Genomic DNA, 14,530 nt, shown 5'->3' on the forward strand with positions numbered 1-14,530 from the left:
AGCCCCGCCTCATCGACCGTCACCACCTCGCATCGACGCGAAGAAGGAACCCATGTTGAAACCCCGCTCCACCCCCACCCGAGACCTCGTCAGCCTCGACGGCCTCTGGGCGTTCGCGCTCGACTCCGCCGTCGAAGACGAGCCCTGGCTCGGACGCCTGTCGACGAGGCTGGAGGCCGCCGTCCCAGCCAGCTTCAACGACCAGTTCACGTCCTCGACCATCCGCGACCATGTGGGATGGGTGTACTACCAGCGCACGGTGACCATTCCCCGCGGGTGGACCGATGAGCGCGTGCGGTTGCGGTTCGACGCCGCCACGCACGCCGCGCGGGTGTATGTCGACGACGCATTCGTGGGCGAGCACCAGGGCGGGTACACGCCGTTCGAGATCGACATCACCGGGCGGGTCCGGCCAGGGGACACCGTCCGGCTGACGGTCGGCGTCGACAACCGACTCACGAACGTCACCATCCCGCCCGGCATCATCAGCGAGGCGCCGGACGGACGCGCGAAGCAGACGGTGCTCCACGACTTCTACAACTACGCGGGGCTCGCTCGCTCCGTCTGGCTGTACAGCTCGCCCAAAGTCCGCGTGGAGGACGTGACCGTCGTCACGGACGTCGACGGGTCGGACGGTGTCGTGCGATACCGCATTGAGACGAGCGCTCCGGCCTCGGTCCGCGCGCGGGTTCTCGACCCCGACGGCACCGAGGTCGCCACCGGCGCAGGGGACTCCGCCACCGTCGTCATCCCGGAAGTCACCCTCTGGCAGCCTGGCGCGGCCCACCTCTACGACCTCGTCGTGGAACTGTTCGACGACGAGATCCTCATCGACAGCTATACGCAGTCGTTCGGCGTCCGCACGGTCGAGGTCCGCGGAGCACAACTCCTCATCAACGGTTCGCCCTTCTACTTCACCGGCTTCGGCAAGCACGAAGACACCGCCATCCGCGGGAAGGGGCACGACAACGCCTACCTGGTCCATGACTTCCAGCTCCTCGACTGGATCGGCGCGAACTCCTTCCGCACCTCGCATTACCCCTACGCGGAGGAGGTGCTCGAGTTCGCCGACCGGCAGGGCATCGTCGTGATCGACGAGACGGCGGCAGTCGGCCTGAACCTCGGCGTGCAGGGCGGGCTCACCGGTATCCCACCGACACCGACGTTCGCACCGGAGAACTTCGGTGGGGTCACGCGCGAGGTCCACGCCCAGCATCTCCGAGAGCTGATCGACCGCGACAAGAATCACCCGAGCGTCGTCATGTGGTGCATCGCGAACGAGCCGGCGTCGAACGAGGAGGGCGCGCGCGAATACTTCGAACCGCTCGTCGACCTCGCCCGCGAGCTCGATCCGACGAGGCCGCTCACCTACGCGGCGGTCATGTTCGCGAACGCGCAGAATGACAAGATCGCCGACCTCTTCGACGTCCTCAGCATCAACCGCTACTTCGGCTGGTACGTGTTCACCGGTGACCTCGCCACGGCCGAGCATTACCTCGAGCAGGACCTGAGGGGCTGGGCCGAGCGGTTCGGGAAACCGATCATGATGTCCGAGTACGGCGCGGACACCATGCCCGGCCAGCACTCCGTGTGGGACATGCCATGGAGTGAGGAGTACCAGACCGACTACCTCGCCATGAACCACCGCGTCTTCGATCGGATCCCCGAGTTCATCGGCGAGCACGTCTGGAACTTCGCCGACTTCCAGACGTCCCCCGGCATCCACCGCGTCGACGGCAACCGCAAGGGCGTCTTCACCCGCGATCGCAAACCGAAGGGTGCCGCGTTCTCGTTGCGCCGTCGGTGGACCGGGCTCGACGGGTCGAAGCCCGGACAAGCGCCCGACGGAGGCACCGACGACCGGTGACCCCTCCATCCGCGTGCGGCCCCTCGGGGGTGAGGGCCGCCGTGGGTGATCCCGAACCCGAACCACACCCGCACCACCCGATCCGAAGAAGGAACCCATGGGCATCAACGACGAGCTCACTCCAGAGGAGTCCTCACGCATCACCATCGCCGCTGCCACGGCGCGTCCCATGACCTCCGGCACCGCCGCAGGTCCCACCACCACCAACCTCCCGACGCCGGACGGACCGACGCGGCCGGTGAGCGCGCGGTTCATCGTGACGATGATGCTCGCGAACTTCGGATCCTCGATGGCGTTCATCGTCCCGCTGTCCTACTCGTTGGCCCTCCGGATCCAAGAGCTCGTTCCCGGCCACGAGGAGGTCCTCGGGTACGCCACGGGCCTCGCGCAGGCGGTGTTCATCCTCACGGCGCCGCTCATCGGCATCTGGAGTGACCGCACCCGCTCCCGCATCGGTCGTCGGCGCCCGTTCATGCTCGGCGGGATCGTCTTCGGTCTCGTCGGTCTCCTCGTCATCTCGGTGGCGCCCAGCGTGCCGGTCCTCATCATCGGCTGGATCATCGCCATGTTCGGCTGGGCGAACGTCGGGGCGGCGATCATGTTCCTCCAGGCGGACCTCGTGCCGGAGCAGCAGCGCGGCAAGATCTCCGGGCTCACCGGTCTGACCGCCCAGGTCGCACCGATCCTCGGTATCGGCGTCGTCTACGCCGTGGTCGACATCAGCACCATCCTCGTGTTCCTGCTGCCTGGCGTCATCGGTGCCGTCACCGTGCTCGTGTTCGTCTTCCTCGGCAAGGACCCGGACTCGCGCGGCATGGCGCTGCCGAACGACCGGATCTCCCTCAGGAAGGTGTTCTCGAGCTACGCCTTCAACCCGCGGAAGTACCCCGACTTCGGGTGGAACTGGCTCGGACGGTTCACCTTCTTCATCGGGCTGTACTTCAACACGAGCTTCGCGACCTTCTTCTACGCGCAGCGGCTCGGGCTGCCGGTCTCCGAGATCGCCGGCGCCGTGACCGTCATCGGCCTCCTCGGGGTCGTGGCCGCCGTCATCGGAGCGCTCGGCGGCGGGTGGGTGTCCGACAAGCTGGGACGCCGGAAGCTCTTCGTCCTCATCGGTGCACTGCTCTTCGCGGTCGGCGCGGTGATCGAGGCCACCGCGTTCTCCTTCCCGCAGCTCGTCATCGGAGCTGTCATCATGAACCTCGCCCTGGCGGCGTTCGGCGCCGTCGACCAGGCCATCGTCCTGGCGATCCTCCCCGACCGCTCTGAGGCCGGTCGCTACATGTCGGTCGTGTCCTTCGCGCAGAAGCTGCCGAGCGCGATCGCCCCGCTCCTCGCCCCAGCGATCATCGCGATCGGTGCGGTGGACGGAGTGAAGAACTACACGCTGCTGTATCTCGTCGGCGGGGTGTTCGCCCTGCTGGGCGGCTCGATCATCCTGACGAAGGTGAAGGGCATCCGGTAGGCGCCCCGCGAGGCTCGGTGAGCGGACATCCGTCCGCCGAGCCTGGCGAGGGGCACCGTCACCCGCCGTTCGACTGCCGGATACCCTCGCCGAGCGCAGTGAACCGGTAGACGTACCCGCCCGCTTCGCCGCTGACCGTCACATACGCGTCGGTCGTCCCCGGCTCGATGGCGACGTTCGTCGCCGATCCGACCCCGTCCTCGTCGTGGGGCATCTCCACGGTGGCGAGGTGCTCGCCGGTGTCGCTGTAGACGAGGACCGCCGCCCGACCGTGGAGACCGAGGTAGAGGTTGCCGTCGGCGTCCACCGCCGCCGAGTCGACCTGCGTCGTCCCGCCGTCGATGTGAAGTGCGGGGAATGCCGTCACCACCCGGGAGCCGGTCTCGTCCAGCCGGACGAAGTCGACCTGGTTCCCCGTGTTGTGCGTCACCCAGAGGCCGTCGAACCCGGGGGTGAAGGCGACGCCGTTGGGGGCGGCGAGCCCGTCGGCGAGGACGCTCGGCTCCGCGGTCGAACCGTCAAGCCGGATGAGCCGGCCCGACGCCTCCCAATACGGCCGGTCGTACCCGGCGGAGTCCGAGACATAGAGGTGACCCGCCTCGTCGAAGGAGACATCGTCCGGGTGGATCGGGGCCCCGTCGACGTCGCCGGCGAAGAACTGCCTGAGATCGTCGCCGTCCGCAGTGATGCTGTCGATCCGGCCGCCGATGAAGTCCGTGAGGTACAGCCGGTCGTCCACGGGGCTGAACTGCGCGGAGGTGTACGCGCTCGTCGAATCCGTGTGGATGGGCGTGACGTCGAGGGACTCGGTGTCGATGCGGAGCACCTTCGGTTCGCCGGGAGGTGCCGTGACGTCCACCACGTAGAGGTCGCCGTCGGGGCCGAACGTCGGACCCTCGAGGAGCGTCATCCCCGTGAGGTCGTGGGGTGAGGTGACCTGGAGGAGTTCGGTGGAGGTGATGGTGCTCGCGCCCGACGGTCCGGTCGTCGACGAGACGGCGGGCGTGGTGGTGACGGTGGTGCAGCCCGCCAGCGTCGTCGCCAGGACGAGCCCGCCGAGGACACGGACGTCGCGACGTCGCCACAGGGCGGTGTCGGCGCTCATCGGCTCGCGCCCGCGGTCGTGATCTCGGCGGCCTCGGCGGTCACGAGCGCCTCGTGCAGCTCGTTCGCCCGCCAGTCGGCCAGCAGCCGTCGAAACTGGAGCGGGCTGCCCGAGTAGGAGGCGCCGGTCATCGACCGCGTCCCCTCCCCGTTGTAGTACCCGGGCGTGCAGGTGGCTTGGTACGCGGTCACGTCGCGGGCGGTGCGCGCGACGGTCTGCACCCAGGCCTCCTCGGCCTCCGCCCTCGGTTCGACGCGGACGGCATCGACCGTGCGCGCCTGCTCGACGACTGCCGCGATGTGCTCGGCCTGGTCGCGCAGGATGTGGGCGAAGTTCACCGAGGTGGCGTTCTGGATCGGGCCGAGCTGGAACAGGTTCGGGAAGCCGTTGGTCATGAACCCGTGCAGCGTCCGTGGGCCGCGACCCCAGGCCTCGAGCAGGCTCCGGCCGTCGCGTCCGATGACGGGCAGGGTGCCGGAGACGACGCCGGACACCCCGGCCTCGAACCCGGTGGCGAAGATGACGCAGTCGACCTCGTACTCGGTGTCGCCGACCACCACCGAGTGCTCGGTCATGCGGGTGATCCCGCCGTGGTCCGCGGTGTCGACGAGGGTGACGTTCGGTCGGTTGAACGTCTGGAGGTAGTGGTCGCTGAACGCGGGACGTTTGCACATGTAGCGGTACCAGGGCTTCAGCACCGCGGCGGTCGTCGGATCCTCGACGACCGCGTCCACCCGCGCTCGGATGCGGTTCATGGTGACGGCGTCCTGCAACTCTTCGAGCCGTTCCCGCTCGTCGTCAGGGATCGTGGTGTCGACGTTGCCCGACACCACTTTCCGCTGCAGTGCCGCCGTCGCCGTCCAACCGTCGTCGATGAGCGACTCCTCGACCGGTTCACCGGAGAGCACGGCGATGAAGTTGTCCATCCGCTCGCGCTGCCAACCGGGACGGAGCGATGCCGCCCAGTCCGGGTCCGTCGGCCGGTTGTCGCGGACGTCGACGGTCGACGGCGTGCGCTGGAACACGACGAGCTCCTGGGCGTCGCGGCCGAGGTGGGGGATCACCTGGATGCCCGTCGCCCCGGTGCCGACGACCGCGACCCGCTTGTCCGCGAGGCCGGTGAGTCCGCCGTCCGCGCTCCCGCCCGTGTAGTCGTAGTCCCATCGGCTCGTGTGGAAGGTGTGGCCGCGGAACGTCTCGATGCCGGGGATGCCGGGGAGCTTCGGCTGCGTCAGTGTGCCGGAGGAGGTGATGACGAACCGGGCGGTCATGCGGTCACCGCGGTCCGTCTCGACGGTCCAGTGTCCGTCGTCGTCGTCCCAGGTGAGTCCGGTGGCGCGCGTCTGGAACAGGGCGTCGTGCAGCAGTCCGTAGTGCTCGGCGATCGCGACAGCATGCTGCCTGATCTCCTCGCCCGGTGCGTACCGCCACGACGGCACGGTCCCGAGCTCCTCGAGTAGTGGCAGGTACACGGAGGCCTCGACGTCGCAGTGGATGCCGGGGTAGCGGTTCCAATACCAGGTGCCGCCCACGCCGCCGGCCTCGTCCATGAGTCGGATCGACTCCACACCGGCATCGCGGAGTCGGGCCGCCGTGAGCAGGCCGCCGAATCCGGCGCCGATGATGAGCACCTCGACGTGGTCCGTGCGAGGCTCGCGCTCCTGCCAGGCCGTGTAGGGGTCCTTCGCGTAATATCCGAACGCACCGGCGGCACGGCGGTACTGGGCTTGGCCGTCGGGGCGGAGCCGTCGGTCGCGTTCGTGGGCGTACGTCGCGCGGAGGGCGTCGAGGTCGATGTCGTCGATCTCGGGGCGGGGGGCTGTCTTGGTCATGGGGAAAGCTTAGCTTTTGGCTAAGTAAATAGTCCTGAGGATCTGCTGAGTCACCACTACCGTGGTCTCATGAGCACAGCGGAACGGGGTCGGGACGCGGTTGTCCGCAGCGTCGAGGCGCTGGCGCTCACCATCTCCATCCGGTCGATCCCCATGAGTCTCGAGCCGCTCCTCAAGACCGACCTCACCATCGCGCAGCTCAAGGTGCTCTCCCTCGTGGTCACGAGCGAGGACGGCGCGACCGGCGGGGGACTCGCGGAGACCTTCGGCGTCTCGATGGCGACGACGTCGAAGCACGTCGATCGCCTCGTCGAGCAGGGGCTCGTCACGCGAGCATTCGACGCGGACGACCAGCGCGTCCGGCGGATCCGTGCGACCGAGCTCGGTCGGGCCGTGGTGTTGCGCATGATGGCGTCGCGTCCGGAGCTCGGCTCGGAGGTCCTTCGGGACCTCGCCACCGAGGACCTCCGAGCGCTCGAGCAGGGGCTTCGAGCGGTCGACGAGCTGCTGCGAGCCCGGCGGGGCTGACCGGCCGGTGCCGCACCGGCTTCCACGTCGAGCCGAGGGGCTGCCCCCTCAGGCGCCCCTCACGACCGCGACGCCCTGGGAACCCAGACGGAGGCCGGCCGCCGAGGCGCCGCTCAACAGGTCGGTACCTGACAGGGTCAGGGTGACCGGGGTGGCACCGTGGTTGATCACGAAGGTCAGGTCCCCGCGACGGACAGCCTCGATCCAGGATGACGTCGCCTCGTCGTGGACCCGGAGCGGGGCGATGCCCGCCTCCGTCACGAGGGTGCGGATGAGCGCCCGGGTGTCGTCGAGACCCAGGCGCGTCGCCAGGTACCACGCGGTGCCGTCGCCGCTGACACGTCGGGTGAGTGCGGGCTGCCCGCTGAGCGGTCCGTCGGCGAAGACCGCGCGCACGTCGGCGTCGTGGAGACGAACGGACTCGCTCCACTCCACACCGGTCGCGGTGCCGTCGGCGAAGACCGCACCCTCCATCCTGACCGACGGAGCTATGGTCGACTCCGGACGCACAGGGATGGCTCCAGGGCGATCCCAGGCGCCTGCGAGGGGGACGAACTCCTCGATCCAGACACCGAGGGTCTGCTGCAGCGATCCCAGGTAGCCGCCGAGCCGTGCTCGGTGCGTGGTGTCCACGATCGCAGACTGCGGCGTGACGAGGAGGACAGCGCCTCCGCGGACGGCGGCGTCGAGCGCGGCGAGCCGCGCGTCGTCGGCGACGAACATCGCAGGCGCGACGATCAACGCATACCCCGTGAGGTCCTCGTCGCCGCGCACGAAGTCGACGACGACCCCCTCCTCGGACAGGGCCGCGTGCCACGGTGCGATGAGCGACGGGTAGCTCGACCGCATGGGGAGCCCTCGATGTTCGATCGCCCACCAACTGTCCCAATCCAGGATGATCGCGGCACGCGCCCGGACGGGCGCGCCCATCACTGCGTCCAGCGAGCCGAGTTCCGAGCCGAGTGCCTCGACTTCGCGCCAGATCCTGGTGTCGGTCCCCGCATGCGGAAGCATCGCGGAGTGGAACTGCTCGGCGCCGGCGGCGGACTGTCGCCACTGGAAGAACAGGATGCCGTCGGCTCCGCGGGCGACCGCCTGGTAGGAGAGCGCACGCATCTGACCGGGAGCCTTCGGCGCGTTGCTCGGTCGCATGTTCGCCGCGCCCGCCGCCTGTTCCATGAGGAGCCAGGGGCGACCGTGCCCGAGCGAGCGCATCAGGTCACGCGCCAGAGCCGCGGATCGAGCTGCATCGGGGTCGGCTGGGTCCGGGTAGAGGTCGTCCGCGACGACGTCGACGTGCGGCGCCCAACGCCAGTAATCCAGGCCGCGGAACAGGCCCATGAAGTTGGTCGTGACCGGGATCTCCGGGGTCACTCGCCGGAGGATGTCCTTCTCTGCCAGGAAACAGTCGAGCAACTCGTCCGAGCTGAACCGGTCGAAGTCGAGGAGCTGGGACGGGTTGCCGTACGCGGGTGTCGTGCGCGGGGGCTCGACCTGATCGAAGGAGGTGTAGTGCTGGGACCAGAACGTCGTGCCCCACGCGTCGTTGAGGGCGTCGACCGTGCCGTACCTCCTGATCAGCCAGCGGCGGAACGCGCTCCCCGACGCATCGCAATAGCACCGCGACACATGGCATCCGTATTCGTTGTTGACGTGCCAGAGCGCGAGGGCAGGGTGGTCGCCGTACCGCTCGGCGAGTGCGGTGACCAGTCGGACCGCCGCTTGGCGGTAGGCCAGCGAACTGGGGCAGTACGCCTGCCGGGACCCGGCACGCAGGCGAACGCCGTCCGCCGTCACCGGGAGCGACTCCGGATACCGGTGGGCCAACCACATCGGCGGCGATGCGGTGGCGGTCGCCAGATCCACTCGGATGCCGCCAGCGTGGAGTGAGTCCAGCACGGTGTCGAGCCAGGCGAAGTCGTAGACGCCTTCCTCGGGTTCGAGCAAACCCCAGGAGAAGACCCCCACGGTCGCGAGGGTGACGCCGGCCCGCTGCATGAGCAAGACGTCCTCGTCCCACACCTCGCGTGGCCACTGCTCCGGGTTGTAGTCCCCGCCGAACCAGGGGGTTGCTGCGAATGCTGAACGCATGGGTCGTGATCCTCGTTCCGTGGGGCAGTCGATCGACGACCGCCCCGTTCCGGTGATGGGTTACTTGATCGCGCCGGCGCCGATACCCTTGACGATGTGCCGCTGCGCGAGCAGATAGAACACGACCACGGGGACGATCGAGATCGTCGTCGCCGCCAACAGGATCTGCTGCTGCGGGGTGTCGGCCGAGGTGAACGCGGTGAGGCCTCGTTGGATCGGCATGAGGGCGTTGTCGTCGAAGATCACGAGCGCCATCAGGTACTCGTTCCACGCCCCGAGGCCCTGGATGACCGCGACCGCGGCGAGGCCCGGACGGGCGAGCGGCAGGATGACACTGAAGAAGGTGCGCACGGGCCCGGCACCGTCGAGCGCGGCCGCCTCCTCCAGGTCGCGAGGCTGGCTCACGAAGAAGCTCCGCATGATGAGCGTCGACATGGGGATGCCGGAGGTGATCAGGATGAGGATGTAGCCGACGGGGTTGTTGGTCAGCCCGAGGGAGATGAGGAGTTTGTACTGCGCGAGGAACATCGCGGGTGCCGGGATGATCATGACCGCCAGGATGACGACGGTGAAGGCGCCCTTCCCGGCGAAGTCGAGGCGGGCCAACGCGTACCCGGCGAGGCTCGAGACGATGAGGATGCCGACGACCGCGCAGCCGGTGTAGACGACGCTGTTCCGCAGGTAGGTGCCCAGGTCGCCCTGCACCCACGCGGTCACGTAGTTCGTCCACTGCGGGGACGCCGGGAGGAGGCTGTCGTTGGAGAGCAACTCCGTGAGGCTCTGCAGCGAACCGGAGAGCATCCAGAGCAGGGGGAGGAGCGCCGTCAGGGCCGCGACGATCAGGAGGCCGTAGAGGCCGATCTGATCCGGGCGGATCTTCTTCCGCCGGTGGGGAGGTTTCGCGAGCGGACCGCGGTCGCCCGGGCGTCGAGCCGTCGTGAGTGACCGGGTGCTCTGCTGGTCGGTGTCGGTGGTGATCGTCACTTGCGTGACCTCCATCCGGTGATGGCGAGTTGGAAGACGGAGAGCAGCACCAGGGCGCCGCCGAAGACGACCGACATCGCGGCCGCGCTGCCGTACCGCCAGTTCACGAACGCCTCGTTGTAGATAGCGAGCGTCGGCACCATGGTGTGGTAGCCGGGCCCACCGTTCGTCAACACCTGCACGGTGCCGAAGATCTGGAGGGCCGCGAGGAGGGTCAGGAGACTCACGATCGATGTCACCGGGGCCAGGTGCGGCCAGGTGATCGATCGGAACGTGGTCCACGGGCCCGCGCCGTCGAGCTCCGCTGCTTCATAGAGCTCCTTCGGCACATCCTGCAGGCCGGCGAGGAAGAGGAGGAAGCCGAAGCCCCAGTGGAACCAGATGAACACCGCTGCGACGGCGGGGAGCGCGACGGCCGGGTCGCCCAACCAGTTCTGGGCGAGGGCGCCGAGGCCGACGGTCTCGAGCACCCGGTTCAGGACCCCGCTCCCCGGGGCGAGGATGAACGAGAACAGGAGTCCGACGACGACGACCGACAGCACGCCCGGCAGATAGAACACCGTTCGGAAGAAGGTCTTGCCCCGGGTGATGCGGTTCACGGCGAGCGCCATGCCGAGCGCGATGCCGTTGCCGAGGAAGAACCCCACGATGCCGAAGAAGAGGACGTTGCGCATCGAGGCCCAGAAGACGACGTCGCCGGCGATGAACTCGTAGTTGGCGAGGCCGACCCAAGGGGTGTCCGGGCTCACCCCGTCCCACGACTGGAAGCTGAGCAGGATCGCCTGGGCGAACGGCGTGATCGTGAAGACGCCGATCAGGGCGATCGCCGGAGCGAGGAACAACCAGCCGGTGAGGTTCCGACGCAGGGGGCGGCCCCCGCCGCGCGCGCGGGTCACGCGCACGGCGGCGGAGGCCAGAATCGGCTGCGAGGTCATGGCGTGCGGTCCTGTGCGGCCTGGATGTTCGCCAGCACCTCGTCGACCGTCGCCTCGCCCAGGACGAGTCGTTGCGCCTCTGCAATGATGGCCGTCTTGACGTCGGTCGTGAACGTCGCAGACATGACCTGGACGTCCTCGACGCCGGCGGCGTACCCGGCCAGCTGCTGCGGCACGTCACCTGCGGCCAGCAACTCGGGGTTCGTCGGCAGGATGCGTCCGACCTCGGCGAAGACGCTCTGCTGCTCCGGCTCGGTCAGCCACTTCACGAAGTCGAGTGCCTCCTCGGGGTGTGGGCCCTTCGGGTTGATGACAGCGCCCTTCCCGGGGATGCCGGGGGACCGTGGGTCGAGGGTCGCACCGTCGAGCTTCGGCAGGGGAAGGGAGAAGTAGTCCTCGAACTCGGGGTTGGTCCGCAGCCCGACGGAGACGCCGGGGGAGGCGTCGAAGATGGAGCCGGTCGCCTGGGTGAAGAACGACGTCTCCACATTCGGGTTGTCATCCTGGCCGCCCGGCAGCGCGTTGTTCGCGATGACGCCGGCGTCCTTGAGGTCGACCAGGAACTGGAAGGCGTTGCGCCAGCCGTCGTCCTCCCAGCTCGCCTCGCCGTTGAAGGTGGCCTCGATCTCCTCGTCGCTCAGCCAGTTCGAGGCCAGCCCCTGGATGAGCTGCGGGGTGAGTGACGCCGCGACGCTGAACTTCTCGCCAGAGGTCGAGCCCGCGAGGGCGTCGACGAACTCGGCGCCGGTGGTGGGTGCGGTGTCCTGGCTGATGCCAGTGAGTGCCGGGTTGACGAGGAATCCGTAGGTCTGTGTCTCCCAGTGCACCGTGTAGACCCCGGCGGGCACACCCAGGTTGTTCCCCTCGTCGAAGGTCGACATCTCGATGACGGCGGGGCTGAAGTCGTCCGCCCAATCGCCGTCGAGTTCCTTGGTCAGGTCCATCGCCCACCCGGCCTTGTAGAAGGGCGCCATGTCGGTGGCGTTGAACGACGAGTAAATGTCGGGCATGGACTTCGACTGCGCCTTCGCCTGCAGTTTGGGGAGATAGTCGGCCGGTCCGGGGGAGTCGATCGTGATCTTCACGCCCGTCTCGGTCGTGTACTGCTCCGCGAGCTGTGTCAGGGCGGCCTCCTGGCCGCGCGACTGGTTCATGAAGGTCAGTTCGACCTCGCCGTCGGCTGCGGGCTCGGCGGCGGAGCAGCCGCTGAGGAGGAGGGCGGCGACGGCGGCGATCGAGCCGCTGGCGACGATCGTGGCGCGCCTGCGCGCTCCACCGGTCGGGGATGGGGTGTTCTGGAAACTGTGCATGGTCCTCACCTTTGAAAGCCAGGGATGACTCCGGTCGGGCGATCGGAGTCCGGCGATCCGTTCGGTCGCCGTCGTTCGGGTGGTGCTGGTGTCGGTGTGCGGTGCGTCACCGCGCATAGTCTGTGTCAACCGGTTGCCAAGCTATGCCTCGTCTCATGTCGGTGTGTGGGTTGTTGAGTCGGTCTGGTCGGCGTCAGGGAGAGGCCGCGAGGCTGCGATCGGGAATGCCGGCGTGCACCGACTCGAACCCCTCGGCGACGATCGACCAGCCCGGAGGGAGTTCCGCGCCGTCGCGGTGGGCCGCGACGAGGTGGGCCATCGCAGCCAGGAGCCCGCCGTTCGCTGGGAGGTAGAGCGAGAGGAAGCCCGGCATCTGCGGATTGTGGCCGTTGTTCAGGTAGACGTTCTTCGGTGACGGCATGAGCAGCCCGTCGATCGCGCGCGACAGGTCGCCCAACCGTGCCGCGGTCATCGCCATCACGGGGTAGTCCCACCCCCAGCTCGACTGCAGGTCCCAGTGTTCCCACACGCTGTCGAGCGTCGCAGACATGATCGACGGATCGATGAGCTCGGTCGGAGGCAACCACCCGTACGCCATCAGCATCGACGGGTGGTCCTTCCGCACCAGGAAGGGCGGTGTCGCGATGGCGGCGTAGGTTCCGTCGTCGAGCACGGTCGGCGATCGCATCCCGTCGGAGACCCGACGCCACCAGGAGTCCTCGGGGAGCCCGAGCCGCTCCCGCCAGGTGTTGGCGACAGCGAGGGCCCACGACCAGTAGGCGAGCTCGAAGGTCGGGTCGGCCGTCGTCTTCCGCTGTGCGAGGTAACTCTCCTGGGCGGGGATCAGGGGCGGGGGGAGCGTGAAGGAGCCGTCCCGTTCCGCGACGACATCCGCCATGAAGGTCGCCGTCGCCTCGACGAGCCGATAGTGCCGGCGGAGAAACGCCTCGTCCCGTCCGCTCGCATGAAGGAGTTCGAGGAGATGGATCACGTGGGGCTGCTGCCAGACGAGGAACACCCCGATGTTACTCGGGGACTCACGGGCCGACGGGTCGGTCTGCTTCGGCCATCTCGCCCCGCGGTACCCCTGGTGGCGAGCCGTCTCACGAGCCGCATCGAGCGATCGGTGGTAGAAGTCGAGGCTGCGCTCGAGCAGTGCGCCACGGTTCCACAGGGCGAAGTGCGCGGCGTGCCACCAGTGCATCTCGAGATGGAACTTGCCGGACCAGCTGTTGTACGTCAGCCCTGTCTCTGCTGGAGGCGTGCTTCCGGCGCAGTTGACGGCGAGCAGGTACTGGGAGAGCACGAGTCGACGTTCCAGTTCGACCGCCTGCCCGTCGGAGCTGTCGCCCAGGTCGACCGCGGAGCCGTCCTCCCAGTACCCGCGCCACCACGCGGCGGCCGCGGAGAGCACGTCGGTGAACGCCGGGCGCTCGGTGCGATCGAATTCCGCGGGACCCGGTCGGAGCGCCACCACGACGTCCAGCTCGGAGTGGTCCGTCGTGGCCACGACGCCGTCGGGACCGAGTTCGCGAAGGACGCCCGTCGTCGCCACGTGCACGGCATAGGTGGTGGTCTCGACCGTCCGTCGCGCGACCCAGTCCTCCGGCGACCGCGCCTCCCAGCTCGTGGCCTCCTCCAGCGGGTGTTCGAACGGGGCCAGGTCATCCGGTTGCGGGTCGAACACCCAGGCGACGCCCCAGCCCTCGGCCAGGAGGGAGGAGCGCACCCGGACTGCGAACCGGTCGGCACCGGGGTCGGCGACGGTGGTGACCTGGACGCGGTGCCCGAGCACCGAGTAGCCCGCGTCGATCCGACCCGACCAGAGGTCGAGGGTGGTCAGGGCGTCATCGATGATCGAGGGGTCGAGCGGTCCGGGGTGGTCGAGGCGGACGAGCGCGAGCCGACCGAGGTGGGCGCGGCGCGGGTTGTAGTGGAACCAGGCCCCGGCGGTGAACTCGGGCGCGATCGGGTCGCCCGGACGCTGCAGTCCCATGCGGTCCAGATAGGGGACCGGGCCTCGATCGGTGGCGTGGGTGGTCTCAGCCTCGTCGAGCTCGAGTGGCTGGGTGGGGCGCGTCTCGTACCAGCCCCAAGCGGACTGGGTCTGCAGGGGGATCTGGAAGTCGTCGCGATCGAAGGCCCGAGCTCGCTGCTCGGGGAGGGCGTCGAGGCCGTCACGAGGCACGCGGAGGGGATCGGGCCGGAGCCGGTGGGCGTCTGGGAAGGACTGCAGCCCGGAGAGGTCGACCGTGAGGGCGGCATCGCCGTTGCCGACCGTGAACACCTCCGTGGGGTGGGCGGACGTGATCACCGGGTTGTGCCGGCGCACGAGGCTCCGTCGATCGATCGCCATGCCGTCACCTCCGTCCCCTACGCTAATCCTGAGTCGCCTATAACTTTGGTGCGT

Annotated in this window: 10 protein-coding genes; 3 read left to right on the plus strand and 7 right to left on the minus strand. The window is 68.6% G+C overall.

The window, feature by feature from the left end:
* Window positions 1–52: 52 nt before the first annotated feature.
* Complete coding sequence (gene uidA, locus IFR14_RS10285; protein ID WP_191940989.1) at window positions 53–1,867, plus strand: beta-glucuronidase; 1,815 nt, start codon at window positions 53–55, stop codon at window positions 1,865–1,867.
* A gap of 97 nt (window positions 1,868–1,964) precedes the next feature.
* Window positions 1,965–3,335: an MFS transporter gene (locus IFR14_RS10290; RefSeq protein ID WP_191940990.1), complete on the plus strand. Its 1,371-nt coding sequence runs from the start codon at window positions 1,965–1,967 to the stop codon at window positions 3,333–3,335.
* Between the two features lie 58 nt (window positions 3,336–3,393).
* On the opposite strand, the gene IFR14_RS10295 is transcribed toward IFR14_RS10290, so the two are convergent.
* Both IFR14_RS10295 and IFR14_RS10300 read right to left on the minus strand, forming a co-directional pair.
* Window positions 3,394–4,440: an SMP-30/gluconolactonase/LRE family protein gene (locus IFR14_RS10295; protein WP_191940991.1), complete on the minus strand. Its 1,047-nt coding sequence runs from the start codon at window positions 4,438–4,440 to the stop codon at window positions 3,394–3,396.
* Window positions 4,437–6,272 (minus strand): flavin-containing monooxygenase, encoded by a 1,836-nt coding sequence (locus tag IFR14_RS10300; RefSeq protein WP_191940992.1) that lies wholly within the window; start codon window positions 6,270–6,272, stop codon window positions 4,437–4,439. The genes IFR14_RS10295 and IFR14_RS10300 overlap by 4 nt, the downstream gene beginning before the upstream one ends.
* A 69-nt stretch (window positions 6,273–6,341) precedes the next feature.
* Here IFR14_RS10300 and IFR14_RS10305 point away from each other — a divergent pair, with 69 nt between their 5' ends.
* The gene (locus IFR14_RS10305) at window positions 6,342–6,800 is read left to right on the plus strand and encodes a MarR family winged helix-turn-helix transcriptional regulator (RefSeq protein WP_079002378.1); all 459 of its coding nucleotides are present in this window, start codon (window positions 6,342–6,344) and stop codon (window positions 6,798–6,800) included.
* 48 nt (window positions 6,801–6,848) lie between these two features.
* Here IFR14_RS10305 and IFR14_RS10310 read toward each other — a convergent pair whose 3' ends face one another.
* The 5 genes from IFR14_RS10310 to IFR14_RS10330 all read right to left on the minus strand — a co-directional run bounded on the left by IFR14_RS10310 (window position 6,849) and on the right by IFR14_RS10330 (window position 14,476).
* A complete protein-coding gene (locus tag IFR14_RS10310; protein WP_191940993.1) occupies window positions 6,849–8,891 on the minus strand; it encodes a beta-galactosidase in 2,043 nt (680 codons plus the stop codon).
* A 60-nt stretch (window positions 8,892–8,951) separates the two neighbouring features.
* Entirely contained in the window at window positions 8,952–9,875 is a 924-nt protein-coding gene (locus IFR14_RS10315; RefSeq protein WP_191940994.1) for an ABC transporter permease subunit, read from the minus strand.
* Entirely contained in the window at window positions 9,872–10,810 is a 939-nt protein-coding gene (locus IFR14_RS10320; RefSeq protein WP_191940995.1) for a carbohydrate ABC transporter permease, read from the minus strand. Before IFR14_RS10320 ends, IFR14_RS10315 begins: the two co-directional genes overlap by 4 nt.
* On the minus strand, window positions 10,807–12,120 hold the full coding sequence (locus tag IFR14_RS10325; protein WP_191940996.1) for an ABC transporter substrate-binding protein: 1,314 nt from the start codon (window positions 12,118–12,120) through the stop codon (window positions 10,807–10,809). Before IFR14_RS10325 ends, IFR14_RS10320 begins: the two co-directional genes overlap by 4 nt.
* A gap of 193 nt (window positions 12,121–12,313) precedes the next feature.
* On the minus strand, window positions 12,314–14,476 hold the full coding sequence (locus tag IFR14_RS10330) for a hypothetical protein (protein WP_191940997.1): 2,163 nt from the start codon (window positions 14,474–14,476) through the stop codon (window positions 12,314–12,316).
* Window positions 14,477–14,530: the final 54 nt, after the last annotated feature.

This window comes from Plantibacter sp. CFBP 8775, from assembly GCF_014839505.1.
GTDB classification, from domain to species: Bacteria; Actinomycetota; Actinomycetes; order Actinomycetales; family Microbacteriaceae; genus Plantibacter; species Plantibacter auratus.